General features: G+C 73.6%; 25 protein-coding genes. 11 read left to right on the top strand and 14 right to left on the bottom strand.

The window, feature by feature from the left end; all coding sequences use genetic code 11:
* Positions 1–11 precede the first annotated feature (11 nt).
* Complete coding sequence (locus FB455_RS18545; protein WP_170215099.1) at positions 12–887, top strand: transketolase family protein; 876 nt, start codon at positions 12–14, stop codon at positions 885–887.
* Positions 888–957: 70 nt separating this feature from the next.
* On the opposite strand, the gene FB455_RS18540 is transcribed toward FB455_RS18545, so the two are convergent.
* The 6 genes from FB455_RS18540 to FB455_RS18515 all read right to left on the bottom strand — a co-directional run bounded on the left by FB455_RS18540 (position 958) and on the right by FB455_RS18515 (position 6,380).
* On the bottom strand, positions 958–1,668 hold the full coding sequence (locus FB455_RS18540; RefSeq protein ID WP_013289252.1) for a glycosyltransferase family 2 protein: 711 nt from the start codon (positions 1,666–1,668) through the stop codon (positions 958–960).
* A 79-nt stretch (positions 1,669–1,747) separates the two neighbouring features.
* Positions 1,748–2,335 (bottom strand): hypothetical protein, encoded by a 588-nt coding sequence (locus FB455_RS18535; protein ID WP_013289253.1) that lies wholly within the window; start codon positions 2,333–2,335, stop codon positions 1,748–1,750.
* A gap of 58 nt (positions 2,336–2,393) precedes the next feature.
* Positions 2,394–3,842 carry a sensor histidine kinase gene (locus FB455_RS18530; RefSeq protein ID WP_145754252.1) on the bottom strand — a complete coding sequence of 483 codons (1,449 nt, stop codon included), beginning with the start codon at positions 3,840–3,842 and terminating at the stop codon, positions 2,394–2,396.
* Positions 3,835–4,518, bottom strand: a complete 684-nt coding sequence (locus FB455_RS18525; protein WP_030272639.1) for a response regulator transcription factor — start codon at positions 4,516–4,518, stop codon at positions 3,835–3,837. The genes FB455_RS18530 and FB455_RS18525 overlap by 8 nt, the downstream gene beginning before the upstream one ends.
* Before the next feature lie 68 nt (positions 4,519–4,586).
* Entirely contained in the window at positions 4,587–5,099 is a 513-nt protein-coding gene (locus tag FB455_RS18520; RefSeq protein ID WP_013289256.1) for a hypothetical protein, read from the bottom strand.
* Between the two features lie 108 nt (positions 5,100–5,207).
* The gene (locus FB455_RS18515; RefSeq protein ID WP_013289257.1) at positions 5,208–6,380 is read right to left on the bottom strand and encodes a thiolase family protein; all 1,173 of its coding nucleotides are present in this window, start codon (positions 6,378–6,380) and stop codon (positions 5,208–5,210) included.
* 99 nt (positions 6,381–6,479) lie between these two features.
* Between FB455_RS18515 and FB455_RS18510 the strand changes: the two genes are divergently transcribed.
* Positions 6,480–6,911 (top strand): PH domain-containing protein, encoded by a 432-nt coding sequence (locus tag FB455_RS18510; RefSeq protein ID WP_186461602.1) that lies wholly within the window; start codon positions 6,480–6,482, stop codon positions 6,909–6,911.
* 3 nt (positions 6,912–6,914) lie between these two features.
* Here FB455_RS18510 and FB455_RS18505 read toward each other — a convergent pair whose 3' ends face one another.
* On the bottom strand, positions 6,915–7,856 hold the full coding sequence (locus FB455_RS18505) for a rhomboid family intramembrane serine protease (RefSeq protein ID WP_047890493.1): 942 nt from the start codon (positions 7,854–7,856) through the stop codon (positions 6,915–6,917).
* 25 nt (positions 7,857–7,881) lie between these two features.
* Positions 7,882–8,412, bottom strand: a complete 531-nt coding sequence (locus FB455_RS18500; protein ID WP_013289260.1) for a peptidylprolyl isomerase — start codon at positions 8,410–8,412, stop codon at positions 7,882–7,884.
* A gap of 84 nt (positions 8,413–8,496) precedes the next feature.
* Here FB455_RS18500 and FB455_RS18495 point away from each other — a divergent pair, with 84 nt between their 5' ends.
* Positions 8,497–9,336 (top strand): hypothetical protein, encoded by an 840-nt coding sequence (locus FB455_RS18495; RefSeq protein ID WP_013289261.1) that lies wholly within the window; start codon positions 8,497–8,499, stop codon positions 9,334–9,336.
* Positions 9,337–9,408: 72 nt separating this feature from the next.
* Here FB455_RS18495 and corA read toward each other — a convergent pair whose 3' ends face one another.
* Together corA and FB455_RS18485 are read right to left on the bottom strand one after the other, a co-directional pair.
* Positions 9,409–10,557, bottom strand: a complete 1,149-nt coding sequence (gene corA, locus FB455_RS18490; RefSeq protein WP_145754248.1) for a magnesium/cobalt transporter CorA — start codon at positions 10,555–10,557, stop codon at positions 9,409–9,411.
* A 344-nt stretch (positions 10,558–10,901) separates the two neighbouring features.
* Positions 10,902–11,996, bottom strand: a complete 1,095-nt coding sequence (locus tag FB455_RS18485; protein WP_013289263.1) for an aminotransferase-like domain-containing protein — start codon at positions 11,994–11,996, stop codon at positions 10,902–10,904.
* Positions 11,997–12,194: 198 nt separating this feature from the next.
* Between FB455_RS18485 and FB455_RS18480 the strand changes: the two genes are divergently transcribed.
* Complete coding sequence (locus FB455_RS18480; protein ID WP_013289264.1) at positions 12,195–13,073, top strand: 3'(2'),5'-bisphosphate nucleotidase CysQ; 879 nt, start codon at positions 12,195–12,197, stop codon at positions 13,071–13,073.
* Between the two features lie 101 nt (positions 13,074–13,174).
* Positions 13,175–14,830 (top strand): glycoside hydrolase family 26 protein, encoded by a 1,656-nt coding sequence (locus tag FB455_RS18475; protein WP_013289265.1) that lies wholly within the window; start codon positions 13,175–13,177, stop codon positions 14,828–14,830.
* Between the two features lie 58 nt (positions 14,831–14,888).
* Here FB455_RS18475 and FB455_RS18470 read toward each other — a convergent pair whose 3' ends face one another.
* From FB455_RS18470 to FB455_RS18455, 4 genes are read right to left on the bottom strand one after another with little or no spacing between them, the layout of a single operon-like run.
* Entirely contained in the window at positions 14,889–15,803 is a 915-nt protein-coding gene (locus FB455_RS18470; protein WP_013289266.1) for a glycosyltransferase family 2 protein, read from the bottom strand.
* Positions 15,800–16,801, bottom strand: coding sequence for a sulfotransferase family protein (locus FB455_RS18465; protein ID WP_013477470.1), 1,002 nt, complete (start codon positions 16,799–16,801; stop codon positions 15,800–15,802). Before FB455_RS18465 ends, FB455_RS18470 begins: the two co-directional genes overlap by 4 nt.
* Positions 16,798–17,379 (bottom strand): glycosyltransferase, encoded by a 582-nt coding sequence (locus FB455_RS18460; protein WP_013289268.1) that lies wholly within the window; start codon positions 17,377–17,379, stop codon positions 16,798–16,800. Before FB455_RS18460 ends, FB455_RS18465 begins: the two co-directional genes overlap by 4 nt.
* Entirely contained in the window at positions 17,379–17,855 is a 477-nt protein-coding gene (locus FB455_RS18455) for a glycosyltransferase family 28 protein (RefSeq protein ID WP_013289269.1), read from the bottom strand. The genes FB455_RS18460 and FB455_RS18455 overlap by 1 nt, the downstream gene beginning before the upstream one ends.
* 500 nt (positions 17,856–18,355) lie before the next feature.
* Here FB455_RS18455 and FB455_RS18450 point away from each other — a divergent pair, with 500 nt between their 5' ends.
* From FB455_RS18450 to FB455_RS18425, 6 genes are read left to right on the top strand one after another with little or no spacing between them, the layout of a single operon-like run.
* Positions 18,356–20,200 (top strand): Wzz/FepE/Etk N-terminal domain-containing protein, encoded by a 1,845-nt coding sequence (locus tag FB455_RS18450; protein WP_145754244.1) that lies wholly within the window; start codon positions 18,356–18,358, stop codon positions 20,198–20,200.
* Complete coding sequence (locus FB455_RS18445; protein ID WP_145754242.1) at positions 20,197–21,204, top strand: DUF3048 domain-containing protein; 1,008 nt, start codon at positions 20,197–20,199, stop codon at positions 21,202–21,204. The genes FB455_RS18450 and FB455_RS18445 overlap by 4 nt, the downstream gene beginning before the upstream one ends.
* Entirely contained in the window at positions 21,201–22,685 is a 1,485-nt protein-coding gene (locus tag FB455_RS18440; RefSeq protein ID WP_013289272.1) for an O-antigen ligase family protein, read from the top strand. The genes FB455_RS18445 and FB455_RS18440 overlap by 4 nt, the downstream gene beginning before the upstream one ends.
* Positions 22,685–23,890 carry a hypothetical protein gene (locus tag FB455_RS18435; protein WP_013289273.1) on the top strand — a complete coding sequence of 402 codons (1,206 nt, stop codon included), beginning with the start codon at positions 22,685–22,687 and terminating at the stop codon, positions 23,888–23,890. The genes FB455_RS18440 and FB455_RS18435 overlap by 1 nt, the downstream gene beginning before the upstream one ends.
* A gap of 17 nt (positions 23,891–23,907) precedes the next feature.
* On the top strand, positions 23,908–24,771 hold the full coding sequence (locus FB455_RS18430; protein WP_013289274.1) for a sulfotransferase family protein: 864 nt from the start codon (positions 23,908–23,910) through the stop codon (positions 24,769–24,771).
* Positions 24,738–26,351, top strand: coding sequence for an oligosaccharide flippase family protein (locus FB455_RS18425; protein ID WP_013289275.1), 1,614 nt, complete (start codon positions 24,738–24,740; stop codon positions 26,349–26,351). Before FB455_RS18430 ends, FB455_RS18425 begins: the two co-directional genes overlap by 34 nt.
* Positions 26,352–26,372 lie beyond the last annotated feature (21 nt).

The raw sequence follows: 26,372 nt of genomic DNA, 5'->3' as shown, positions 1-26,372 counted from the left end.
TGACCAGCACCATGCGGGACGCATTCGTCACCAGCACCGAGGAGGTGCTCGCCGATCCGCGGACGACAGTCGTGCTCGCCGACATCTCCGCCGCCGCGTTCGAGCCGGCCGCCGCCCGGTACCCGGACCGGGTGATCAACGTGGGCATCCGGGAACAGTTGATGATCGGGGTGGCCGGTGGGCTGGCGCTGACCGGGCAGCGGCCGGTCGTGCACAGCTACGCCCCGTTCCTCGTCGAGCGGGCGTACGAGCAGATCAAGCTGGACCTCGACCACCAGGACGTCGGCGCGGTGCTCGTCGGCATCGGCGGCTCGTACGACCGGGCGGCGGCGGGACGCACCCACCTCGGGCCGGCGGACGTGGCACTGCTGGACACGCTGGACGGCTGGACAGTGCACGTACCGGGGCACCCGGACGAGGTCCGGCCGCTGCTGCGCGACGTGGTGTGCGGGCAGGACTCGGCGTACCTGCGGTTGTCCGTCCGGACCAACGCGCAGGCGTACCCGCAGGCGGGTGACCTGCACGTGGTGCGCGACGCCGGGCCGGGCGCTCCGCTGCTCGTCGCGGTCGGTCCGGTGCTTGACGCGGCGGTGGCGGCGACGGCCGACCGGCCGGTCACTGTGGCCTACACCCACCGGCCGCGACCGTTCGACACGGCCGGGCTGCGGGCGCTCGCCGGGACCGAGGTGATCCTGGTCGAGCCGTACCTGGCGGGCACGTCGGCGCGGGTGGTGTCGGAGGCGCTGGCCGACCGGCCGCACCGGCTGCTCGCGCTCGGGGTGGGCCGCAAGGACCTGCGCCGCTACGGCAGCGCCGAGGACCACGAACGCTGGCACGGCCTGGACGCCGCCGGGCTGCGCCGCTCGGTCGACGCGTTCCTCACCTGAGCGGGCCGGACACGGCGGAACCCCGCGACCTCGGCTCGTGCCGGGCTCGCGGGGTTCCGTCGGTGCGGACTCAGTGCGCGGTGGCGGGACCGGCCGGGCGGCGGCGGGCGCGCTCGCGGGCCAGGATCCAGATCGCCTCGACGCCGTCCTTCCAGGTGATCTTCTTGCCCTCCTCGCGGCCCCGGGCGCGGTAGCTGATCGGCACCTCGTACGGGCGGATGCGGCGGCGCAGCAGCTTGCCGGTGACCTCCGCCTCCATGCCGAAGCCCCGGGAGCGGACCTGGAGCGAGCGGTACAGCTCCAGCGGCATCAGCTTGAAGCAGGTCTCCAGGTCGCCGATGTAGGAGTTGTAGAGCACGTTCGCGGCGAGCGTGACGCCCTTGTTGCCCATCACGTACCAGAAGCTGTACGAGCTGTGGCTCCCGAAGGTCCGATTGCCGTAGACGACAGTCGCCCGGCCGTCGAGCACCGGCTCCAGCAGGCGCGGGATGTCCTGCGGGTCGTACTCCAGGTCGGCGTCGAGGATGACCATGTACTCGCCCTCGGCACTGTCGACAGCCGTCTTGATGGCCGCGCCCTTACCGGCGTTGCGCTGGTGGGTGATCACCCGCAGTCGGGCGTCGTCCACGCGGCCGAGGATCTCACCGGTGCCGTCCCGGCTGCCGTCGTCCACGACGACGAGCTCGATCTCGCAGGGGTAGTCGACTGCCAATGCCTGCTTGAGGGCATCCGCGATACGTTCTTCCTCGTTGTAGACCGGCATGAGGATCGAGAGCTTCACGGAATCTCCACGGAGGCGATGGCAGGTCGGGGCATAGCGTAGCCTGGCACATTGCTCAGGTCACGACAGCCCAGGCACCCTATTCCTGGCGAAGTGGCACCACCACGAGCCGGGCCACGCTCTTGTCGCCGTCCTTCGCGCCGGCCACCCCGACCGTCGTACCGATCTTGATGTCGGTCGATCGGATCGTGGTCCGCCGCTCGACCACCCGCAGTTTCTCGCCGAACGTCCACGTCGCGGTGAAGCCGTCGGTGGACTTCACGGTCATCGACCTGCCGTCGATCGCGGTCACCTCGCCGCGCTGGACCGCGACGGTCTTCGTACCGCCGTCCCTGGTCCGCACCACCGCCTCGCCGTGCAGCGTGTTGCGCCGCAGCAGCACCCGGGCGCGGTGCCGCTTGTGCCCGTCCTTCGCCCGCTCGCCCTTGCCGTCCGGCCCGGCCTGCGGCGTGCCGGAGGGTGCCGGGGCGGCGACCGGATCCACGTCCAGTTCGTCGGCGTCGACGCCGAGCGCGGCGAGCGCCTGGCCGTCCACGCCCAGGGCGGCGCTCACCTCGACCGCGTCGTCCGGCGCCGCGCCGGGGCGGCTCACGCCGCACCCGGCGAGCCCGAGCGCCGCGGCGGCGAGCAGTGCGGTGGCGCCGGTGACGATTCGCTGACGTCTCATCTGTGGTCCTCTCCTCGCGGTGACGACCCGAGCGTTCCGCACCGACGCGAGGGGACGGTCAAGCCGATGTTCGAGCCGCGTAAGGATCCGCCGGCACCCGGACGGTGAAGGCGGCTCCGCCCTCCAGGGCGTGCCCCGCGGCGATGTCCCCGCCGAGCCGGCGGACCAGCCCGGCGGCGAGCGCCAGGCCCAGCCCGCTGCCCACCTTGCGCACCCCCCGGTACCGCTCGTGCAGCGCGCCCCGCTCGAACGCCACCCGCAGGTCGTCGTCGGTGAAGCCGGGTCCGCCGTCGCGGACCTCCAGCACCCCGCCGCCCGCCGGACCGTCCGTGCGGACCGCGAGCACGACCGGCGCCCCCGGAGGCACGACCCGCAGCGCGTTCTCCAGCAGCCCGTCCACCACCTGCCGGATCCGGCCCGGATCGGTGTACGCCGGCACCGGCACACCCGGCGTCTCCAGCCGGAACGGCACCCCGAGCGCCGCGCACCGGCCGGACCATGCGCGCTCCGCGTCGGCGGCGAGCCCGGCCAGGTCGACCGGCACCGGTTCCAGGGGGAAGTCGACCGCCTCCAACCGGGCCAGCGCCAGCAGGTCGCGGACCAGCCGGTCCAGGTGTTCGGCCTCGGCGAGCACGGTCCGGCCGGTCGCCGGCACGGCGTCGGCCTCGATCACGCCGTCGGCCAGCGCCTCGGCATAGCCGCGGATGGCGGTCAGCGGGGTCCGCAACTCGTGCGAGACGGAGAGCAGGAACTCGCGCTGCCGCCCCTCGCTCGTGGCGAGCGCGGCGGCCAGGCCGTTGAGCGCGTGCGCCAGGTCAGCCACCTCATCGGGCGGCTCGACCGGCACCCGGACCGCCCGGTCCCCGGCGCGCAGCCGGGCGGCGGCGGTGGCGGCGGTACGGATCGGCCGGGCCAGCCGGCGGGCGAGCAGCAGTCCGGCGGCCGCCCCGGCGGCGAGTCCGGCGAGCAGCGGCAGCCAGAGTCCGCGCAACACCTGCCGCCAGGGCGCGGCGCTCCGGGCCCGGGTCAGCACCACCCCGTCCCCGCCGGGCAGCGACCGCGCCTCGACCAGCCGGCGTTGCCCCTCGACGAGCCGGCGGCCGGAGACGTTCTCGCCGCCGGCCACCCGCGTCACCAGCGGCCGGGGCAGGCCCGGCCGGTCGGCCCGGCCGTCCCGGATCACGTACACGTCGATCTGCTGCTGGCGCAGTTGCCGGATGAGCCGGTCCCCGGCGCCGTCGCGCTGGCGTACCGGCCGCACCCGGAGCACGTCGGCGGCGAGCCGGGCCTGGGCGGCGAGCGCCTCCTGGTCCCGGCGTTCCGCGCCGCGTACCGCGAGGGGCACCGCGACGAGCGCGGTGACGAGCACCGACACCAGCGCCACCGCGCAGGTGGCGAGCACGGCGCGCGCGGTGAGCGTCCGCCCGGGGCGGCGGCCGCTGCGGGCCGGACCGGTGGGCGGCATCGCCACGGTGGGCGGCATCTGCACTGTGGGCTGCTCAGGCATCGGCGGCGTACCCGACGCCCCGATGGGTGCGGATCACGCTGTCCGGGCCGAGCTTGGCCCGCACCTGCGCCACGTGCACGTCGACGGTCCGGGTGCCGGCGTGCGCCGCGTACCCCCACACGCCCGCCAGCAGCTCCTCCCGTGTGAACACCCGGCCGGGACGCGCCATCAGGTGCGCGAGCAGGTCGAACTCGGTGGAGGTGAGCTGCACCGGCGCACCGCCGGCCGTCACGGTCCGCCGGGCCGGGTCGAGTGTGACGGCGCCGAGCGTGCGGGGCTGCTCGGCGGGCACGCCGGCGGTGCGGCGCAGCACCGCCCGCAGCCGGGCGAGCAGTTCGCGCGGGCTGAACGGCTTGGTGACGTAGTCGTCAGCGCCCAGTTCCAGCCCGACGACGCGGTCCACCTCGTCGTCGCGGGCGGTGAGGAAGATGACAGGCGTCCAGTCACCCGCCGCGCGCAGGCGGCGGCAGATCTCGGTGCCGGCCAGGCCGGGCAACGCGATGTCGAGCACGCAGGCCACCGGGCGCAGGCGCCGCGCGGCGGCCAGCCCGGCCTCGCCGTCACGTTCCAGGTGTACGCCGAACCCGTCCCGGGTCAGGTAGAGCCGGACCAGGTCGGCGATGGCCGGCTCGTCCTCCACCACGAGGACGAGCCCGGGCGGGGCGGCGGTGGTCACCGGCTCATGATGACCGACCCGCGACCGCCCGGCCGGTCAGGGAATGTTCGGATCAGGTAAGGAGGACGTCAGCGGGCCGGGGCGGGCCGCAGCACCGTCGGCCGGGCGCCCGCCGGCGACTCGCCGATGGTCGCCACCACCCGCTCGGCGGGCGTACGCAGGCGGGTCCGGAAGGCGTGGTTGAGCAACGCGTCGAGCTGCCACACCTGCTTCGGGTGGTGGGTACGCAGGACGAAACGCTCGCGTACCCCGTCGATCGCGGTGGCCGCCAGCTCCACGCTGTGCGCGCGGGCGTCGGGGCTCCACGTCACGTTGCTCAGCTCGCGCAGTTCGGTGTTGAGGTGCAGGCGCAGCCGGTGCAGCACCCGGGTCTGCCGGGTGACCACCAGCCGCCGGTGGGTGAGGAGCATCAGGTAGTCGCCGCCCACCGGGTCGTCCGGGCGGCTGCACCGGGTGACCAGGATGGTCGCGTCGCCGGAGCCGACGCATCGGCGGAACACCGGCATGTGCCGGGTGACGGTCTGGGTCGCCAGGCCGGTCTCGGCGGCGGCCGGAAGGAACGTTCGCGAGAACACGTCCATGCCCGGTCCAACGAGCCGATGACCAGGGGTGATATGGGTCACGCCCGATTTCTGGAACTTCCACACGTGCAAGTCGCACCAGCGGTGCGACACCGGCGGCCGGTCGGGTCAGAGCAGCTCGACGATCGTGGCGTTGGCCATGCCGCCGCCCTCGCACATGGTCTGGAGGCCGTAGCGGATGCCGTTGTCCCGCATGTGCTGGAGCATCGTGGTCATGATCCGCGCGCCGGACCCGCCGAGCGGGTGACCGAGCGCGATCGCCCCGCCCCGGGGGTTGAGCCGCTCCGGGTCCGCCTCGGTCTCGGCCAGCCACGCCAGCGGCACCGGGGCGAACGCCTCGTTCACCTCGTACACCCCGATCTCCTCGATGCCCAGCCCCGCGCGGCGCAGCGCCTTCGCGGTGGCCGGGATCGGCGCGGTGAGCATGGTGACCGGGTCGTCGGCGGCGACCACCGCGGTGTGCACCCGGGCCAGCGGGCGCAGGCCGTGCCGGCTGGCCCACTCGGCCGTGGTGACCGCGAGCGCGGCGGCGCCGTCGGAGATCTGCGACGCGGACCCGGCGGTGACCACGCCGTCCGCGCGGAACGGGGTGGCCAGCTCGCCGAGCTTCGCCAGCGAGGTGTCGCGGCGGATGCCCTCGTCGGCGGAGAACTTGCCGCCGTCGGCGAGCGCCACCGGCGCCAGCTCGGCCTCGAACGCGCCCGCGTCCTGCGCGGCGGCGGCCTTCTCGTGGCTGGCGAGCGCGAACTCGTCGAGCTGGGTACGCGAGAAGCGCCACCGCTGCGCGATCAGCTCGGCCCCGACGCCCTGGTTGAACGGCAGCGGGGAGTCCTCCGCGACGCCCTCGACGCCGCGGTAGCGCTCCAGGATCGCCGCGCTGAACGGCATGCCGCCGGCGACGCTGGAACCCATCGGCACCCGGGTCATCGACTCGACGCCACCGGCCACGACCAGGTCGGCCTGGCCGGAGAGGACCGTCGCGGCGGCGAAGTGCAGCGCCTGCTGGCTGGAGCCGCACTGGCGGTCGAGCGTGGTGCCCGGTACCGACTCCGGCCAGCCGGCGGCGAGCACGGCGTTGCGGGCCACGTTCCAGGACTGCTCGCCGACCTGCGACACACAGCCCCACACGACGTCGTCGACCTGGCCCGGGTCGATGCCGGTGCGCTCGGCGAGCGCGCGCAGCACGTGCGCCGAGAGGTCGACCGGGTGCACTCCGGCGAGGCTGCCCTTGCGCCGCCCGACCGGGGTCCGTACCGCGCCGACGATGACCGCGTCACTCATGTCTACTCCCCGGTAACCTCGCTTGCCCCGATCCTACGTGCTGATCCGACCGGTCGTCCTCCCCCGGCGTCCGGCAGGTGCGGCTGGCATGCTGGGCGGATGGATCCACAGTCGCCGCCGATCAGGCAGTGGCGGGTGCCGCGCGAGGTGCCGGTGCTCAAGGCGGTGGGCGCGCTCGCGCTCGTCGCCCTGGGGCTGGTGTTCGCCGGCGGTGACCCGGTCCGTCCGGCGCTCGCCGGACTGGCCGCCGCCGGTCTGCTCGCCTGGGCGCTGCGCGACGTGGTCGCGCCGGTCCGCCTCGCCGTCGACCCGGACGGGCTCACCGTGCTGCGGGGATTCGCCGGGAGGCGCCGGCTGCCGTGGGACGCCGTGGAGGCGATCCGCCTGGACCGGCGCAGCCGGCGCGGGATCACCGCCGAGACGCTGGAGATCGACGCCGGGGAGTCGCTGCACCTGTTCGGCCGCCGCGACCTGGACGCCCCGCTGGACGAGGTGGCCGCGGCACTGGACGAGGCCCGCCCCGCTCGCTGAGGCTCAGCCGAGCAGCGCGGCGGACCGGACGAGCGTCAGGCCGATCAGCGCGACCAGCACGATCGCGCAGCCCGCGACCTGGAACAGGGTGCGCCGCGACCGTGGGGCGTACGCCAGGACCAGCGCCACCAGCGCGCCGGCCACCAGACCGCCGAGGTGCCCGGCCACCGAGATGCTCGGCACGGTGAACGTGAAGATCAGGTTGATCACCAGGATCGGCACGATCGCCGAGGTGTCCCGGCCGAGCCGCCGCATGATCACGAAGACGGCGGCGAACAGGCCGAACACGGCGGTCGAGGCGCCGGCCGTGAACCGGTTCGGCTCGGTGAAGACGTACGCGGCGACGTTGCCGCCCAGCCCGGCGAGCAGGTAGAGCGCCAGGAAGCGCAGCGGCCCGAGCACCGCCTCCAGCGTCCGGCCGAGCACCCAGAGCGCCCACATGTTCAGCAGCAGGTGCAGCACGCCGTAGTGCAGGAACATGGCGGTGACCAGGCGGTACCACTCGCCGTCGGCCACCCCGCCGACGTGCCCGTCGGGGAAGCGCGCCAGGCCGAGCACCGCCCCCCACTCGGTGAGCGGCGTCCCGTTGCCCATCAGGCCGCCCAGGCCACCGCCGGCCACGGCGGTCCCGCTGCGGGCCGAGAGGATGGACAGCAGCATCATCACCACGTTCAGCGCGATCAGCGCCTTCGTGACGTTGCCCTGGCGGCCGGCGGCACCGCCACCGAAGGCGGTACGCGCCGGCCGCACGCTGCGGCGGCCCTCGGCGACGCACTCCGGGCACTGGTGGCCGACGGAGGCGTCCCGCATGCACTCGGTGCAGATCGGCCGGTCGCACCGGGTGCACCGGATGTAAGTCTCCCGGCCGGGGTGCCGGTAGCAGACCGGAGTGGTCGGCACCGGACCCCCGGTGGCGTCGCCTGGCTGGCCGGAGCGCTCAGTCATGCGAGCAAAGGTACCCGCGTGCCGCTCAGGACTGCTTGTGCTCGATCTCGACGCGCTCGATCACCACGTCCTGGATCGGCCGGTCGCTCGGGCCGGTCGGGGTGTTGGCGATCGAGTCGACCACCTTCGCGGACTGCTCGTCGGCCACCTGGCCGAAGATGGTGTGCCGGTTGTTCAGGTGTGGCGTGGGCGACACCGTGATGAAGAACTGCGAGCCGTTGGTGCCAGGCCCGGCGTTCGCCATCGCCAGCAGGTACGGCCGGTCGAAGCGCAGCTCGGGGTGGAACTCGTCGGCGAACTTGTAGCCCGGACCACCGCGGCCGGTGCCGGTCGGGTCGCCCATCTGAATCATGAAACCGCTGATCACGCGGTGCGAGACGGTGCCGTCGTAGTACGGCCCGCTGCCCGGCTGACCGGTACGCGGGTCGATGTACTCCCGGGTGCCCTCGGCCAGCTCCACGAAGTTGCGGACGGTCTTCGGTGCGTGGTTCGGGAAGAGCTCCAGCCGGATCGGGCCGGCGTTGGTGTGCAAGGTGGCGTAGACAGCCTCGGCCACGGGTACTCCTCACTCGTAGTTCAGTTCCTTGCGGATCCTCCCATGTGCCCGATCTGGCCATGCGGAGGCATTCGAAGGTGGAGGATGACGAAGGAACAACTCCCAGGAGGTGGGACCGTGTTTGGAATCGGGCGGCGAAAGACCCAGGGCCAGCTCGCGAGGGTCGAGCTGAACCAGGGCATCGGTCACCTGAGGCAGGCCGCCACGCACGCGGCGAAGGGGGCCGGCGCCACTGTCGGCCCGCGGGTCCAGGCAGCCCGGGTCGCCGTCGCGCCCACCGCGGTCCTGGTCCGGGACCGCGCGTCCAGCGGGTTCGCGTCGACCGCCGCGGCGCTCGCGCCGGTGCTGCTGGCCGTGCGCAACGCCCGGGTCGAGGCCGCAGGCAAGGCGTCGAGCGGCCGCAAGGTGATGGCCGCGAAGCAGTCCGCGATGACGAAGAAGGCGAAGAACATGAAGGCCGGAAAGAAGAAGCAGCGCAGGTCGCGGGGCATGACCGCGGGCCTGCTGGTGGCCGGCACCGTCGCCGGCCTGGCCGGTGCGATGGCCATGCGCCGTCGCCGCGAGCAGCAGGAGTGGGCCGAGTACGACCCGACCGGCACGCTCGGCGCGACGGGCACGCTCGGCACGACCGGTCACGACAAGCTGGAGCCGATGCGGGAGGACGTGGACACGATCGTGGTGGAGACCCCGGACGCGAGCGCGAAGGTGACGCAGGCCGGCCCGACCGGCGCCGGTTCCTCGGCGGTGGCCAAGGGCAGCAGCGCGTCGACCGCCACCTCCGGCAGCCAGCCGGTGATCCACCCGAACGACCAGGTCCCCTCCGTCGCCGAGGGCGCCCGGGACGCCTCCGGCCGCCCGGCCGACGACATCACCAAGGCCGTGCAGGCCGGCAAGAACGCCGCGAAGGCCGGCGGTCGCCGCTGACCTCGTGCCGTCGGATCAGCGCCGGCACGCGGGACACCCCGCGTGGCCGGCGCTTCCGCGTGTACGGGACGGCTACAGCCAGCCGTTGCGGCGGAACAGGCGGTACAGCGTGAAGGACGCCGCGAGCATCAGCGCCCAGACGCCCGGATAGCCGTACGTCCATTTCAGCTCGGGCATGTTGTCGAAGTTCATGCCGTAGATGCCGGCGATCGCCGTCCACACCGCACCGATCGCGGCCCAGGCGGCGATCTTGCGCATGTCGTTGTTCTGGTCGACGGTGACCTGGGCCAGCCGGGCCTGGAGGATCGAGTTGAGCAGGTCGTCGTAGGAGTTCACCTGCTCGACCGTGCGGCTGAGGTGGTCCTGCACGTCGCGGAAGTAGCGCCGCACCTCCTGCGGCACCGCGCGGTTGACCTGCGAGGTGAGCGTCATCAGCGGGCGCTGCAACGGCGCCACCGCCCGCTTGAACTCGACCAGCTCCCGCTTCATCTGGTAGATCCGCTGGATCCGCCCGCTGCTCTGCCGGTCGAAGACGTCCGCCTCCAGCACGTCGAGGTCGTCCTCCAGCCGGTCGGCCACCTCCAGGTAGAGGTCCACCACGCGGTCGGTGATCGCGTACGCGACCGCCCACGGGCCGTGCCGCAGCAGGTCCCGCTTCGCCTCCAGGTCGGCGCGCACCGGCGCCAGCCGGCAGGCGTCGCCGTGCCGCACGCTGATCACGAAGTGCGGCCCGATGAAGAGCATCACCTGACCGGTCTCCACCACCTCGGAGTTCTCGGTCAGCTCGGCGTGCTCGCAGTAGCGGGCGGTACGCAGCACCAGGAAGACGATCTCGCCGAAGTGTTCCAGCTTCGGGCGCTGCTGGGCCTTGACCGCGTCCTCCACCGCCAGCTCGTGCAGGCCGAAGGTGGCGGCGATCTCGGTCATCTCGGCCAGGTCCGGCTCGTGCAGACCGAGCCAGACGAAGCCGTCCCGCTCCTGCCGGGCGGCGGCCAGGGCCTCGGCGTACCGGGGGTGGCCGGGGCGGCGCTCGCCGTCGACGTACAGCCCGCAGTCGACGATGCCGCTGCGCTCCGGGCCGGTCGGCTGGGCCGTACGCGGGGAGCCGTCGGCGTTGAGGATGCGGGACATCGCGCGGACCGGGGCCGACCAGGCGCGGGGGCGCAGTGCCCGGCTGCCGTCGGTGCCGGCGGTTCGGTCGCGTGCCACCCGGTCCGTCATCTCTCGCCCCCTTCCCCTAGAGCTGCGGCTTGCAGGTTACGCCGACCGGCGGGAAGCGCAGCGCGGGCGCGGGTGCGGGGGACGGGCGGTTGCGACGGGCGTCACGCGGCGGCGCCGGGCGGGCCGGGCCGCGTCAGGGGGGTGAGGGGCGACACGGCCCACCCGGCACCCCTTGGGGGCGGGAGTGATGCTGGGCGTGCCGCCGGCCCGGCCGGTCGTCCGGCGTGCGGGCTGGTCACCGGCAGAAGGTGAGCGGCACTCGCAGCATTGTGGGGGTGCCGGCCGGTCCGGCGGGAGTGCCGAACCGGCCAGCGGGGCCTTTTTGTCAGAAACCCGACAGAAAATCAGCCGCGAACGGCGGCCATCGCCTCGGCGAGACGCCGCACACCCTCGTCGATCCGGTCCGCTGTGACCGCCGAGTACGCCAGGCGCAGCGCGTGCCGGCCGCCGTCGACCATGAAGTCGCTGCCCTTCACCACCGCCACGCCGCGCTCGGCGGCAGCCGGGGCGAGGCGGTCGACCTCGACGTCCTCGGGCAGCTCCACCCAGAGGAAGTAGCCGCCGTCCGGCTCCACGAACCGGGCCTCCGGGATGTGCCGGCGCAGCGACTCGGCCAGCACCGCCGACCGCTCACCGAGCGCCGAACGGACCGTCCGGATCGACTCCTCGATCGCGCCGGAGACGCAGAACTGGTGCACGATCGCCTGGGCCACCATGCCGGGCGAGATGTAGAGGTTGGTGGCCCGCTTCGCGATCGCCGCGATCAGCTCGGCCGGGCCGACCAGGTAGCCGACCCGTACGCCCGGGCAGACCGTCTTGGTGAAGCTGGAGGCGTGCACCACCACGCCCCGGGTGTCCATCGACAGCATCGAGGGCAGCGGCTCGCCCCGGAACCGGATGTCCGCGTACGGGTCGTCCTCGAAGATCGTGAAGTCGTACTCGGCGGCAAGGTCCAGCAGCTCACGGCGCTTCTCCAGGGAGAGGGTCACGCCGGCCGGGTTCTGGTAGTTGGGGATCACGTGCGCCAGCCGCGGCCGCACCCCGGACTCCAGCAGCTTGCGCAGCTCGGCGGTGTCCAGGCCGTCCGGCTGGATCGTCACGCCGTGCACCTCGCCGCCCATCTGCTTGAGGTTGAGCAGCGTGCGGTCGTACGTCGGACGCTCGACCACCACCGCGTCGCCCCGGCGGACCAGGTGGTCGAAGAGGAACGCGTCGGCCTGCAACGAGCCGTTGGTGATCAGCACCTGGTCGGCCTCGACACCGTGCTTCTCGGCGATCCACTTCCGCAAGGGCGGGTAGCCGACGGAGGTGCCGTACGCGGTGACCCCGGCGGGGTCGGCGTCGAAGGCGCGGACGGCGGCGGCCTTGAGCCCCTCGACATCGACGATGTCCAGCGAAGGCGCGCCACGGGCGAACGAGATCAGCTGCTCGGCGGTCATGCGCAGAGCCTAGGGCCTGGCCCGGCGGGTCCGACCGCGATACACGCGAAGTTCAACATGCGGGCGGCCGGCCGGACCACCGGTGCCTCCGGGGGATCCGAGACCGCCTCGCGACTGTCTACGATCCGACGGACGCTGGCGCCGGTCCGACCGGACGCCGAAGGATGACGGGTCGCGGCAGACCCGGGAGAACAAGGGATGGGGCTCGTGACCGAGGACGAGGCGGGACGGCTCGACGACCAGCGGTTCGCGCAGTGGCTGGCGACCGAGGCCGGCAGGGCGCTCACCGCGCTGCGGGACCGGCAGGGCTTCGCCGACCCGAAGGCGCTCAAGGACGCCGGCGACCGGGCGTCGCACGAGCTGATGACGGCGGCGCTGGCCCGGCTGCGGCCGGCCGACGCGGTGCTCTCCGAGGAGGAGGCCGACTCGCGCCGCGCGTGGGCGGACGGCGAGCGCGCGCCCCGGCACGAGGCGGACCGGGTCTGGATCATCGACCCGCTGGACGGCACGCGTGAGTTCTCCGAGGAGGGGCGGGACGACTGGGCGGTGCACGTGGCGCTCTGGCAGCGCTCCGCCGCCCCGGACGGCGCCCTGGTCGCCGGCGCGGTGGGCATGCCGGCCCGGACCACGGTGGACGGTACGCCGCTCGTGCTCGGCACCACCTGCCCGCAGCCGAAGGCGTCCGACGGGCCGATCCGGATCGCGGTGAGCCGCAGCCGCCCGCCGGCGTTCGTGGGCGAGCTGGTCGAGATGCTCGGCGCCACCGCCGTGCCGATGGGCTCGGCCGGTGTGAAGGTCTGCGCGGTGGTGACCGGCGAGGTCGACGCGTACGTCCACGCGGGCGGTCAGTACGAGTGGGACAGTGCCGCCCCGGTCGCCGTGGCGCTCGGTGCGGGCATGCACGCGTCCCGGATCGACGGTTCGCCGCTGCGCTACAACCGGGCCGACCCGCGGCTGCCCGATCTGCTGGTCTGCCGGCCCGAACTGGCCGACCAGTTGCTCGACGCGATCGCCCGGACCGGGGTCGAGATGCCCGCTTCGACCGTCACCGGTGACCAGGGTGAGGCGTTCGGCTGAGTGTCACGGTACGTACGGCCAGGTGGATGAGGGTTATCGTCGGGCAGGTATGCGTGGCGATCTGAGCCCCGACCACGGGCCGCCGACAGCCAGGGAGGGTCATGCCGGCCGACCGAGAGCCGCACAATGCCTTCGGGCAGCCGACCGGCCTGTGGCCGGGTCAGGACATTCCGCGTCAGGTGGGCGGCCCTTCGCTGCCCTGGCCGGAGGCCGAGAGCGCGCCACCGCCACCACCGGCCCGGCCGGGCGGTGACCTGCCCTGGCCCGAGCGTGACCGGCCCGACGCCGGTCACCACGACGGGCCCGGGCACGACCCGGCCGGCTGGGACGCCGCTCCCGGCACGACGAACGGCTGGGCGCCGCAGCAGGACGGCCCCTGGCCGCAGCACGGGCCGGCGGGCCACAACGACGCCGCCTGGCCGCAGGGTGAGCCGCACGACGACGCCTGGGCCACTCAGGCCGGTCCGGCGGACGGCCACACCGGCTGGGCGCCGCACGACGAGCCCGGCCGGGGACCGGCGGGCGACTTCGGGCCGGGCGGCCCGGCGGGCGAGGCGGGCTGGGGTGCGGGCACCACGGCGACCGCCACCCTGACCGGACCGCCCCCGGTGGACGTTCCGCACGGACCGGCCACCGGCGGGCCGGGCCGGCCGCCCGCGCCGCCGCTCGCCCCGGCCCCCGTGCCGTCGTCCGGCGGCTCCCGTCGTCGCTGGCGGGTCGCCCTCGCGGCGGCACTGGTCCTGGCCGTGGCCGGCAGCGGGGTCGCGGTGGCCACGCTGCGACCCGACGCGGCGGAACGGCAGGCCGGCGGGACGCCAGGCTCGGTCGGGCCGGCCACCTCGATGGGCCCCGGCACGCCCGGCACCCCGGGTGCGTCGCCGAGCGCCGACCAGGGTCTCGGCGGCAAGCCCTCGGCGCGTCCGTCGGCCTCCGCGGACGCCGGGCCGGCCTTCAGCGGTACGCGACTGACGCTGCCCGGCGCCTCGATCGGTGTGCAGAGCGGGGAGACGTTCGGCCAGGCGCTGGCCCGGTCCGACCAGACCTTCGGCAAGCTGCGGATGGCCCGGATCTTCTTCCCCGGCCTGCCGCCGGCGTGGTCCGGCAGCCGGGCCGACGTGGTGGACCGGACCGTCGTGGTGTCCTTCAAGGCGTCGCCGCAGGAAGTCAACACCGGCAAGTTCGACTCCCGCCTGACCTCCTGGTTCTCCTCGATCCCGCGCGAGCACAACGTCTACTGGTCGTACTTCCACGAGCCGGAGGACGACGTCGAGCGCGGCGCGTTCAGCACGACGGCGTACCGGACGGCGTGGAAGCGGATCGCCGGCCTGGCCGACCGGACGGGCAACCCGAAGCTGATCAACACGCTGATCCTGATGTGCTGGACGCTCGACTCGAAGTCCGGGCGCAGCTTCGACGCGTTCTACCCGGGTGGCGACGTGATCGAGGCGCTCGGCTGGGACTGCTACAACTGGGGCAAGAAGTGGAAGCGGTACGCCTCGCCGCAGGAGATCTACGGCCCCATGATCAGCAAGTCGAAGGCGCTGGGCAAGCCGTGGGGCGTCGCGGAGACCGGCAGCGACCTGGTGCCCGGTGACGGGGGCACCGGCCGGGCGGCCTGGATCCGGTCGATGACCAGCTTCCTCAACGGTCAGCGGCCGGAGTTCGTGGCGTACTACAACCAGACCGTCAGCCAGGGCGACTTCCGGCTGCTCGACCAGCCGAGCATCCAGGCGTGGAAGTCCTTCTGCACGGCCTGATCACAGCGGAACGGGAACGGGCGGGCGACCGAGGTCGCCCGCCCGTCTCGCGTACGGCTCAGATGCCCCGGCCGCGCTTGTGCAGCGTGCGCAGCACCCGGTCGGCCTGCACGGCCCGGCTCGCCACCGCCAGCGCCAGGTAGGCGCGCGGCTCCTTCGGGTTGCGGGCCAGCGTGCGCCGGGCCCAGCGGACCGCGTCGCGCCGGTTGCCCATCGCGGCCTGCGCGAAGGCGATCTGACCGGCCACCCGCGCCTCGCCGTGCGGCACCGTGGCGAACTCCGGGTAGCGGCGCAGCAGCCACTGCAACGCGGTCGAGATGGTCTCCCAGCGCTGCGCGAAGTAGGACCGCTTGTGCCACCGGACCAGCACGTACGGGCTCTCCACGTTCACCAGCGGGGCGTAGCGGGCGGCGCGGAGCAGGAATTCGTAGTCCTCCGCGTAGCTGCCCGGGATCTGCTCGTCCACCAGGCCGATCGCGTCGAGCAGCGCGGCCCGGCGGATCAGGAACGTGGACGGGTGCAGCTCGGTGAGCCGGTCGCGCAGCAGCGCCTCCAGCGAGATCCGGGCGCGGTCCAGCGAACGGTCCACCGTACGGTCGTCGTAGCTGACCCGGATACCGCAGCTCACCAGCGCGCCGTCCGGGTGCGCGTCGAGCGCCCCGAACTGGGCGGCCAGCTTGCCGGGCAGCCACTCGTCGTCGTCGTCGCAGAACGCCACCCAGTCGCCGGTGGCGGCCTCGATGCCGGTGTTGCGCGCGCCGGCCAGCCCTGCGGTACGGGTATTCGTGATCACCCGGATCCGGCGGTCACCCCGGTCGGTCTCCAGCGACCGGTCCGGCTCGGACTGGTCGTAGACGACGATCGCCTCGATCAGGCCCGGGTGGGCCTGGCTGAGGATGGCGTCGAGCGCCGCACGCAGCAGCTCCGGACGGTCCCGCGTCGGTACGACGACCGAGATGCTCGGCCCACTCATGCTCTCTCCACGGACTCGTCGGATCCCCGCTGGCCCAGATAGCCGTAGCGGACCCGCAGGGGAAGCGTGGCCAGGCTGACCACGGCACGGCTGCGGCGCGGCAGGCGGTCCCGCCACGCCTCGTCCCGGCGCACCGTCAACGGCCCGCCGCTGAACCGCAGCGGGTTGCCGGCGACGCTGTGCGCACGGAACGGCGCGGCCGGCTCGGGCGCCGCCCCGGTCTCGTCGGCTCCGGACAGGATGCGCAGCGCCGCCGGGTCGTCCGGCAGGCCGGCGAAGTCCCGCACCCGGCGTACGGTGCCGGCCGGGTCGGCGGTGAAGTCCTCGTAGCGCAGCCGCAGCACCTTCGCCCGGGAGGCGAGCAGGTGGAACGCGGCGTTCTGCGCGGTCCACAGCTTGCTCACCTCGAACGGCGAGAAGGTCGGCATGAAGTCCTCGCCGTCGACGACCTCGGGGCGGCGCACCTGCTTGCCCCACGAGTACGCCACCGCCCGGCTGTCCCGGACCAGGTGCAGTACCCGCAGGTCCAGCCCTTCGGCCCAGCGCAGGGCGAAGGCGAGCGAGGCGTGCTTGCTGGAGTCCACCACCACCCGGGCGCCGGTCACCGACAGCGCGGCCCGGTAGATCCGGGTGTACAGGTCGGCGTAGCGGCGCACGTCGGCCAGCTGCTCCGGCGGGAGCGCCTCCTTGGCGAGCCGGGGGATGTGCCGGGTCCGGTCGACGCGGTCCTTGAGCGCCAGCACGTCGTCCCGGTCGACAGCGGCCCAGCCGCCGAACGCCTGGTCGCCGACCTGCCGCCAGAACGGGCAGGCGGTGAACCGCTCACCGCAGCCGCACCGCTCGTCGGCGCCGAGCGCCCGCTCCCACAGGTGCACCACCTCGCCGACGGCACACACGTCGGCGCTCTGCGCCAGCAGCAGCTCCAGCAGCGTGGAGCCGCTGCGGCCGAGGCCGCCGACGAAGAGGACCCGCGGCGTCGCCGGATCCGGGGCGCTCATCCGCGACGCCCGACGGCTCGTTGTCGTACCCGCCGGGCCACCAGCTCGTCGATCACCGCGCCGACCCGGGCGACCGCCTCGGCGCGCGGGTCCGGGCGGTTCGGGTCGGCGGCCAGCACGAACCGGTTCGGGTCGGCCAGGCCCTCGTCGAGCGCGGCGAGCAGCTCGGCCTCGGACTCGCACAGCCGCACCATGCCGGCCGCGCCGAGACGGCGGGAGAACAGCTGCTGGTGGTTGTCGACGTGCTCGTCGTGCGACGGGTCGCGGGGCACCACGATCGGCAGGTGGCCGTTGCGGCGCGCCTCGGTGATGGTGGCCGGGCCGCCGTGGCTGACCACGAGCGTCGCCTCGGCCATCGCCCGCTGGAGTTCCTCGTGGCCGAGGAACGGGGTGGCCTCGGGCAGGGCCGGGGTGCGGCTGTGGCCGTACTGGAGGACCAGCCGGACCTCGGGCCGGGCCGCGTGCCAGCGCTCCAGCCAGCCGACCAGCCGGTCGAAGCGGTGCACGTCGGTGCCGACCACGACCAGCACGTACGGTGCCGCGGAACGCCGGTCCCGCTGCTGCGGAATGTGCGCCATCAGAGCAGATTCCCCACGACGGTGGCCTCCGGGTACATCCGGCGCTGCTCGTCCCACTGCACGAGCATCGCGGAGAGGAAGGGGCGGCAGAGCCGGGCGGTGAGCGTCGCGCTGTCGATCCGGTCGTACACCTCGATGTAGACCGTCGGGATCTTGCGCATCCGGGCCGCCACCACGAACGGCAGGGCGACCCCGGCGCCGGTGGTGACCACGGCGTCGACCTGGCGCCGGCGGATCACCTTCAGCGCGAGGAACGCGTTGCGTACCAGGTTCTTGACGTTGCGTGTGGTGGGGTGGTGCGCCCAGACCACGTCCTCACCGGCGAGCAGCGAGCGCGCGTCCGGGGTGTCGAAGGTTACCCATGCGCGGCGCCGATCCCGGTACCACGGTTCCAGGGCCAGGAGCTGGGCCAGGTGCCCGCCACTGGAACCCACCAGCAGGACCTGCCCCGAGTCCTCGGTTGACCCGCTCACCACAAAAGTCCTCCCGTACGCGGATGACGCGTCCGGATTTTTGTGAATGCCCCTCGGACGCGTCCTGACAACCTACTGGCGCGCCCATGGGCAACTGAAGGGGCCATTGGACGGATCCTGGCTCGCCGGTCGGCTCACCTCTCGATTCCCGTCACCGGGATGCCCACCGGCCGGCCACCGTCCAGGTCAGCCCGGTTCGCCCCGCGCCGCCGGGGCGGGCCACCGGAAGAAAGTGAGATGTGTCAGGATTCCGTCACCGCTCCGCACGAGAGCCGTCGGCGACGCCGGCTTATCCGGGGACAGGTCGGGCCCGACACCGGGAAACCCGCCGAATGGTCAGCGCCGATCGGCCATTTCTACGCGGGCTGCCCACACCCGGGCAGGCTTACCGGAACGTGAGCAGACTTTCCCTCGTCGTTCGGATCGGGGACACTCAAGGCCACGGTCAGGTCCAGCTGTGCCGTGGACTGCCCGGCTCGGTCGAAAGGGAGCGACAGACTCTGATGCCCTCACCCCGTTTGGCCGAGAGCGACGCCGACGGTCTTGCCCTGATGGCCTACCTGGGCTGGCTGCGCCGCCGCTGGTGGATCCTGCTGCTCGCCGCGGCCCTCGGTCTCGGTGGTGGGCTGGCGCTGAACCAGATCCAGGAGGCGCGCTACACCTCGACCACCTCGCTGCTGGTGCGCCCGCTCGGCTCGGGCGCGGAGAGCAACCCCAACGCCAAGGTCAACCTCGACACCGAGGCCCAGGTGGTCCGCTCGCTGGTGGTGGCCGAGCGGGCCAAGGCGCTGATGAAGGTCGACACCGGTGCCGACCAGCTGGTCAAGTCGGTGACCGTCAAGGTGCCGCCGAACAGCCAGATCCTCCAGGTGGCGTACGAGGCGAACAGCCCCGAGGGCGCCCAGTCGGGCTCGCACGCGTTCGCCCAGGCGTATCTGGACCTGCGCAAGGCCACCGCGCAGAAGGCGCTGGAGAACGAGACGACCGCGCTCAAGCAGCAGATCGCCGAGCTGCAGAAGCAGCTCAGTGCCGTCGCCGGGCGGATTGCGGCGTCGCCGTCGAACTCGCCCGAGCGGGAGCGGGCCGAGGCCGAACGGAGCCTTCTCACCAGCCAGATCACCGGCCTGAACAACCGGCTCAGCCCGCTGGTCTCGGCCGGCTCCGACCCCGGCGAGATCATCTCCGACGCCCGTCTCCCCGACTCGCCCAGCTCACCGAACCGCACGCTCAACCTCGCCAGCGGCATGGGCGCGGGCCTGCTGCTCGGCATCGTGCTGGCGCTGGTGCTGGACCGGCTCGACACCCGGATCCGGCGCGGTCGCGACATCTCCGACCGGGTCGGCCTGCCGCTGCTGCTGGAACTGCCGGTGCGCGCGCCCTCGCTGGCCGTCCTGCCGGCCACCCACCGGGTCTCCCGCGAGCTGGGCCGGCTGCGCAACGTGCTGCTGTCCGCCGTGCCCGAACCGGCGCAGGGCGGGCGCGGTCGCCAGTTGCTGATCTGCGACGCCTCGGCCGGCACCGCCGCCGGATTCGTCGCCGCCAACCTCGCCGCCGCGTACGCCCGTACCGGCCAGCAGGTCGCGCTGATCACCACCAAGCCCGACTCGACGGTGGGCGCCATCACCGGCGTGGCCGAGGGCCGGCACAACCTGGCCTCGGTACTGCGCCGCGACGTACCCCCGCTCAAGGCGCTCGCGCCGGTGCCGGGGCTGGGCCAGCTCCGGGTGCTGGTGCCGGGCGACCTGGACGCGGAGGTCGAGCTGCCGGTCGCCGGTCTGCTGGAGATCATGCACGAGCTGTCCGCGCGCTTCGACCACGTGATCATCGAGGCCGCGCAGCCCACGTTCGCCGTGGAGGCCCAGGCCCTGGGCCGGTACGTCGACGCCGTGATCATGGTGGCCGAGGCGGGCAAGACCCGCAGCGGTGAGATCACCGCCGCCCTGCAGCAGTTCGAGCAGGTGAACGCGCCGGTGATCGGTGCCGTGCTGGCCCCGCGCCTGCCCGCCCCGGTGGCCGGCGCCGCCCGGCCGGCGTCCTCGGGCGGTGCGAGCAGCACGTCGGGCACGCCGAGCACCCCGGTGGCACCGGCCAACCGGCCCAAGCCCCGGCCGAGCCCCGGCCCGTCCGCCGAGTCGACGATGGTGCTGCCGCGCATGCAGTCGTCCCGCCCCGCCCCGGCGAAGCCGGCACCGGGCAAGGCCACCCCACCGCCGAACCCCGGCAACCCAGGCAACCAGGGCATGCCGGGTAAGCCGGTGCCGCTCAACGGCACCGGCGGCACGTACCGCTCCCGGGGTGACGGCGACGGCCGCAGCTACGCGCTCGACTCCGGCGAGGACCTGGGGTGAACCGCCGGCAGATGCTCCGCGCCGCCATCGCCCCCGCCGTCGTCCTCGGCGTCGGGACCGGGTGCAGCGAGCCCGAGCCCAAGCCGGGCAAGGTCCAGGTGGTGGACCCGGGCGACGTCACCGCCTCGCCGTCATCGGCCAGTGCCTCGCCGACCCTGCCCACCGGCCCGCTGACCGGCGCGCCGGTGAGCACCCCGGCCGCCGCCACCCGCCGGGCGGTCGCTGTGCCGCTGCGGGTGAGCCCCGCGACCACCCCGGCCGGCCTGGACGCCGCCGACCTGGTCTACGCCGAGTTCGCCGAGTCCGACACGCTGCACCTGACCGCCGTGTTCCACTCCAAGGACGCCACCAAGATCGGCCCGGTCACCGAGATCCGGCCGGTCGACATCCGGTCGCTCGCGGTGCTGCGCCCGTTCGTCGGCTACGACGGCGGCCCCACCGGCTTCCTCACCCAGTTCGAGAACTCCGACCTCGACGGCGTGACGCCCGACGACGACAGCAAGGTCTTCTCCGGCGACTACACGTCGACCGCCGCGCTGCTCAAGGCCGCCCCGAAGGGCGGCCAGCCGCCCACCCCGCCGATCGACCACGCCGGCGAGGGCGACGCGCTCGCCGCCCGCGACCTCGCGCCGGCCACCGAACTCACCGTCACCGTCTCCGGCGGCCCGCCGATGGTCTGGCGGTACGACCAGGCCAAGTCCGTCTGGGTCGGCAAGGTCGGCAAGGTCACCGTGACCGCCGCCTCCGTCATCGTGCTGACGATGGAGTACCGCACGCTGGACGTCCGCAACCCGTCCCCGCGCTCGCTGCCCTCGGCGAACGTCTTCGGTGAGGGCGCGGTGCTGGCGGTGTCCGGGCCGAACAGCGCGAAGGGCCGGTGGCGCAAGCCCGGCCTGGGCATGGTCTGCACGCTCGCCGACACCGGCGGCGATCTCCTGCACCCCCAGCCCGGCAACGCGTGGGTGATCTACGCGCCGACCACCGCCAAGGTCACCGTGAAATGAGCACCGCCACCCCGCCCCGCACCGCGCGCGGGACGGTTCCGGTCGGAGCGGTGTCGCCGCCGGACGGGAACCGCCTGCGGCCGGTGACGGTACGGCCGGAGAGCTGGTCGTGGCGGCTGCCGACGGCGTGGCCGCTGATCTCGGTCTTCCTGCTGTACCCGCTGTGGTGGGTGCTCGGCGTGTCGAGCTTCGTCTTCGTCATCTTCGCGGTGCCGATGGTGGTGCAGATGCGCAAGCGGGGCCCGATCCGGGTGCCGCCCGGCTTCGGGATCTGGATGGTCCTGCTGCTCTGGGTGTTCCTGTCCGTGCTCACCCTCGACCTCACCGCGCCGAACACGCTGCCACCCGGCGGCAGCGGCAAGTACATCGGCTGGGGCATCCGGCTCGCCAACTACGTCGCCATGACCGTGACGATGCTCTACGTCTACAACCTGCGGGAGCGGGAGCTGTCCCAGCGCCGGATGGTCCGCCTGTTCGGGTTCATGGGCGTGGTCGTGGTGCTCGGCGGCTGGATCGGCTCGCTCTTCCCGAACCTCACGTTCGTCGCGCCGCTGCGATTCGTCCTGCCCCAGTCGATCGCCGGTCACCCGTACGTCACCTCGCTCATGGAGATCAAGTTCGCCCAGGTGCAGCAGGTGATCGAGGGGGAGGCCAGCTCGCCCCGCCCGTCCGCGCCGTTCACCTACACGAACTCGTGGGGCCAGAACACCGCGATCCTGCTGGTCTGGCTGATCGTCGGCTGGGTCGTGCTGGGCAAGCCGATGCGCCGTACCGCGGGCGTGGCGATCGCCCTGGCCGCGATCTTCCCGATCGTCTACTCGCTGAACCGGGGCCTCTGGATCGGTCTCGGCATCGCCGCCGCCTACGTCGCGCTGCGGCTCGCGCTGCGCGGCCGGATGGTGGTGCTCGGCGGGCTCGCCCTGGCGGTCGGGCTGATCGGGGTGCTGATCGTCGCCACACCGCTCGGCCGCACCTTCGACGAACGCCTCCAGAACGGCCACAGCGACGACATCCGGACCACGCTGTCCCAGGGCGCGGTCGCCGCGGCCAACCACTCGCCGATCCTCGGGTACGGCGGCAACCGGGCGCTGATCGGCAGCAACCGGTCCATCGCCATCGGCAAGTCCGAGGACTGCAAGCAGTGCGGCAACCGGGAACTGGGCAGCAACGGCCAGGTCTGGGCGCTGCTCGTCGGGCAGGGCTGGGTCGGCGCGATCTGCTACAACGCCTTCTTCATCTACTGCATCTGGCGCTACCGCCGCGACCACAGCGCGATCGGCATCGCCGGCACGCTCATCCTCATCCTCATGCTCTTCTTCCAGTTCACCTACGGTGCGATGGAAGCGACACTCGCCTACGCCCTGATCACTGTCGCCCTGCTGGCCCGCAACGACCGGATACGCCGGTCGCTCGCGCCGGCGCCACCCCAGGGCACGATCGCCGGGCTACGGGCCCGACTGGAAAAGACCGGTGACAGCTGATGGTGTTCCGCGTACCCCCGGACGGCGACGGCCGTGCCGCGTACCTCGGTGAACTGGCCGGGCTGATCTGGCCCGCGCCGGCCGAGCCCAGCCTGCGCCGCGGCGGCGCCGGCTGGGTGGTGGTGCCCTCGGCGTCCCGCCCCCGGCTGCTCGTGCCGACCGGCTCGGGCCGGGCGGCGGCGAGCGCGGTCCGGCACTCCACCGAGGCGGTCGGCCGCAAGGCCAAGCTGGTCCGGCAAGGGCTGTCCACGGCGTTCCGGCTCGGGCTGGGCCCGCTGGTGTTCCGCGACCGGCTGGTGGTCGACGGCGGCGGGCTGGACGCGCACCTGACCGAGGTGCTCGGCGAGCCGGCGCTGGTGAGCCTGCACATCGGGCCGGCCCGGGCGAACCGCAAGCCGGTGCTGCAACTGCTCGCCCCGGACGGCCGGGCCCTCGGGTACGCCAAGCTCGGCGTCGACCCGCTGACCCGCGCGCTGGTGCACGCCGAGGCGGACGCGCTGCGCCGCCTCGCCGAGGTGCCGCTCGGCCCGGTGGTCCTGGCCGGGGTACGCCATCACGGCGACTGGCACGGCCACGCGCTGCTCGTGCAGGAGGCGCTGCCGGTACGGCTGCCCCGGGCCACCCCGGCCGCCGCGGAGGCGGCCGAACGCGACGCGATGGTGGCGGTCGCCGGCTGTCTCGGCGTACGCCGGCAGTCGTGGGCGGCCAGCGGGCACGCGGCCCGGCTCACCGAGGCGGTGGACGCGCTCGGGCCCCGGCCGGAGGCCGGGCGGCTGCGCGCGGCGCTGAAGTCCGTCGCGGACGCCGACCCGGTGGTGGCCTTCGGCGCCTGGCACGGGGACTGGAACGGCGGCAACAGCGCCGTGCTGGCCGACGGCCGGGTGCTGGTCTGGGACTGGGAGCGGTTCGAGGCGGACGTGCCGGCCGGGTACGACGCGCTGCACCTGGCGGTGCAGGGCGCGATGAGCCACGACGGGGTGGAACCGGTCGAGGCGGCCCGAGCGCTGATCGCCGGCGCCGGGGCCACCCTGGCGCCGTTCGACCAGACCGGCGGGGGCGCCGATCTGGTCGCCGTGCTCTACCTGGTGGAGCTCGCGGCGCGCTACCTGCGGGACCGGCAGGCGGAGGCGGGTGCGCGACTGGGGCACGTCGACACCTGGCTGCTGCCCGCCGTCGAGGAACACCTGGCCCGCCGGGCCGGGTGAGAGTGAGGAGTGGGGACGTGACGCTGGCCAAGGAGCAGGCGCTCCGCGCGGTGAAGTCGGTGAGCCGGACGGTCGGCCGGCTGACCGCCGGTTCGCGGATGGTGCCGGGATTCCTGATCGTGGGGGCGCAGCGCTGCGGCACCACCTCGCTGTTCAAGACGCTGTCGCAGCATCCCGGTGTGCTGCCGCCCGCCTACCACAAGGGCGTGCACTACTTCGACATGGACTACCACCGGGGGATGAGCTGGTACCTCGGGCACTTCCCCACCACCGGCAAGGCCGAGGCGGTGAAGGCCCAGATCGGGGTACGCGGGATCACCGGCGAGTCCAGCCCGTACTACATGTTCCACCCGCTGGCCGGGCAGCGGATCGCCCGTGACCTGCCCTCGGTGAAGCTGCTGGTGCTGCTGCGTGACCCGGTGGAGCGCGCCTACTCGGCGCACTCGCACGAGCTGGCCCGCGGCTACGAGACCGAGACGGACTTCGAGCGGGCGCTCGCGCTGGAGGAGTCCCGTACGGCGGGCGAGCGGGAGCGGATGATCAGCTCCGCCTCGTACGCCAGCGAGCACCTCCAGCACAACGCGTACCTGGCCCGCGGCCGCTACATCGAGCAGCTGGAGCGCCTGGAGGCGCTGGTCGGCCGGGACCGCATGCACGTCATCGACAGCGACGACTTCTTCGCCGACCCGCGCCCTTCCTTCGACGCGGTCTGTGACTTCCTCGGGCTGCCCCGCTGGGCGGACATCGCGTTCGGCAAGCACAACTCGCGCTCCCGTTCGCCCATGTCGGCGGAGCTGCGGACCCGGCTGGAGGACCACTTCGCGCCGTACGACGAGCGGCTGGCGACGTGGTGGGGACGCGTGCCGTCGTGGCGGCGGTGACGCGGGCGGACGCCGGCGGCACCCCGACGCTCACCGCACCGCCCCCCGGGCCGGGCGCGGGGCTGGGCGGCGCGGCCCGGCAGGGCTTCGCCAACCTGGTCGGGGTCGGGCTGGCCGCGGTCGCAGGCTTCGGCCTGAACATCGTCATCGCCCGCGGCTGGTCGGTCCGCGAGGCGGGCATGTTCTTCGCCGCCACCAGCGCGTTCATGATCGCCGCGTCGGCGGCCCGGCTCGGCACCGACGTCGGCACCGTCTACTTCGTCAGCCGCCAGCGCACGCTCGACCGCCGCGACCAGATCCGGGGCACCATCCTGGTCGGGTTGCTGCCGGTGCTCGTGGTCGGCACGCTGCTCGGGCTGGCCGGCTGGCTGGCCGCACCGGCGCTGGCCCGGGCCACCATGCCGGAGGCCGGGCCGGAGGCGGTGACCGCGCTGCGCATCCTGCTGGCGTTCGTGCCGCTGGCCGCGCTGAACGACTACGCGCTCGCCGCCTGCCGCGGCTTCGGCCAGATGCGCCCGCTGCTGACTGTTGAGCGGCTCGGCCGCACGCTGGTGCAGTTCCTGGGTGTGGCGGTGGCCGCCTGGCTCGGCATGTCCGCCACCGTCGCGCTGCCGCTGGCCTGGGTCGTGCCGTACCTGATCGCCGCGGTGGTCGCGCTGTTCTGGCTGAGCCGGCTGGTCGGCCGGGCCGGGCGGCAGGTGACCCGGCCGGTGCCGGCGCGCGAGCTGGCCGGGCCGTTCTGGCGGTTCACCGGGCCCCGCGCCGTCAGCAGCCTGGCCGCGATCGTGGTGCAGCGGCTGGACATCGTGCTGCTCAGCGCGCTGCGCGGCCCGGCGGACGCGGCGATCTACACGGCCGCGACCCGGTTCCTGGCGCTGGGTCAGCTCTCCAGCGTCGCGCTGTCCAGCTCGGTGCAGCACCGGCTGGCCGCCGCGTTCGCCCGCGACGACCGGGCCGAGGCGCGCCAGCTCTACCAGGCCGCCACCGGCTGGCTCGTGCTGCTCTCCTGGCCCGCGTACCTGATCTTCGCGGCGTTCGCCACGCCGATGCTGGCACTGTTCGGATCCGGGTACGGCGACGGCCGCCGGGTCGTGGTGCTGCTGGCGCTGACCATGCTGCTGGCCACCGGCTGCGGCATGGTCGACATGGTGCTCAACATGGCCGGGCGCACCGCGTGGACGTTCTACAACGCGATGACCGGCACCGTGCTCAACGTGGTCGGCAACCTGGTGCTCATCCCGCGGTACGGCATCCTCGGCGCGGCCCTGGCCTGGACCGTCTCCATCCTGGTCACCAACCTGGTGCCGCTGACCCAGCTCTGGTGGTCGATGCGGCTGCACCCGTTCGGCGCCGGTACCCGGGCCGCGATGGCGCTGGCGGTGGTCACGCTGGGTCTGCCGCTCGGCCTGGCGACGCTGCTCGGCGCCGGTCCGCTGGTACTCGCGCTGGTGACGGTCGCCGGGCTGGTCGCGTACGCGACGGGCGTCTGGCGCTGGCGGCGCACCCTGCACCTCGACGCGCTGCGCGCCCTCCGCCGCGGCCGTAACCGGGCCGGGGCGGACCCGGCCGCCCAGTCCTGACCGATCCTGCGCACCGATGGG

Source organism: Micromonospora sp. CNZ296, assembly GCF_007827635.1.
This window is presented reverse-complemented; position numbering and strand designations above follow the sequence as displayed.

Excerpts from the sequence above, each read along its gene's own strand:
- FB455_RS18545 (WP_170215099.1), top strand. The coding sequence starts at position 12 with ATGCGGGACGCATTCGTCACCAGCACCGAGGAGGTGCTCGCCGATCCG.
- FB455_RS18535 (WP_013289253.1), bottom strand. The coding sequence starts at position 2,335 with ATGAGACGTCAGCGAATCGTCACCGGCGCCACCGCACTGCTCGCCGCC.
- FB455_RS18530 (WP_145754252.1), bottom strand. The coding sequence starts at position 3,842 with ATGCCTGAGCAGCCCACAGTGCAGATGCCGCCCACCGTGGCGATGCCG.
- FB455_RS18520 (WP_013289256.1), bottom strand. The coding sequence starts at position 5,099 with ATGGACGTGTTCTCGCGAACGTTCCTTCCGGCCGCCGCCGAGACCGGC.
- FB455_RS18515 (WP_013289257.1), bottom strand. The coding sequence starts at position 6,380 with ATGAGTGACGCGGTCATCGTCGGCGCGGTACGGACCCCGGTCGGGCGG.
- FB455_RS18510 (WP_186461602.1), top strand. The coding sequence starts at position 6,480 with ATGGATCCACAGTCGCCGCCGATCAGGCAGTGGCGGGTGCCGCGCGAG.
- FB455_RS18505 (WP_047890493.1), bottom strand. The coding sequence starts at position 7,856 with ATGACTGAGCGCTCCGGCCAGCCAGGCGACGCCACCGGGGGTCCGGTG.
- FB455_RS18495 (WP_013289261.1), top strand. The coding sequence starts at position 8,497 with ATGACGAAGGAACAACTCCCAGGAGGTGGGACCGTGTTTGGAATCGGG.
- corA (WP_145754248.1), bottom strand. The coding sequence starts at position 10,557 with ATGACGGACCGGGTGGCACGCGACCGAACCGCCGGCACCGACGGCAGC.
- FB455_RS18485 (WP_013289263.1), bottom strand. The coding sequence starts at position 11,996 with ATGACCGCCGAGCAGCTGATCTCGTTCGCCCGTGGCGCGCCTTCGCTG.
- FB455_RS18480 (WP_013289264.1), top strand. The coding sequence starts at position 12,195 with ATGGGGCTCGTGACCGAGGACGAGGCGGGACGGCTCGACGACCAGCGG.
- FB455_RS18475 (WP_013289265.1), top strand. The coding sequence starts at position 13,175 with ATGCCGGCCGACCGAGAGCCGCACAATGCCTTCGGGCAGCCGACCGGC.
- FB455_RS18470 (WP_013289266.1), bottom strand. The coding sequence starts at position 15,803 with ATGAGTGGGCCGAGCATCTCGGTCGTCGTACCGACGCGGGACCGTCCG.
- FB455_RS18465 (WP_013477470.1), bottom strand. The coding sequence starts at position 16,801 with ATGAGCGCCCCGGATCCGGCGACGCCGCGGGTCCTCTTCGTCGGCGGC.
- FB455_RS18460 (WP_013289268.1), bottom strand. The coding sequence starts at position 17,379 with ATGGCGCACATTCCGCAGCAGCGGGACCGGCGTTCCGCGGCACCGTAC.
- FB455_RS18450 (WP_145754244.1), top strand. The coding sequence starts at position 18,356 with ATGCCCTCACCCCGTTTGGCCGAGAGCGACGCCGACGGTCTTGCCCTG.
- FB455_RS18440 (WP_013289272.1), top strand. The coding sequence starts at position 21,201 with ATGAGCACCGCCACCCCGCCCCGCACCGCGCGCGGGACGGTTCCGGTC.
- FB455_RS18435 (WP_013289273.1), top strand. The coding sequence starts at position 22,685 with ATGGTGTTCCGCGTACCCCCGGACGGCGACGGCCGTGCCGCGTACCTC.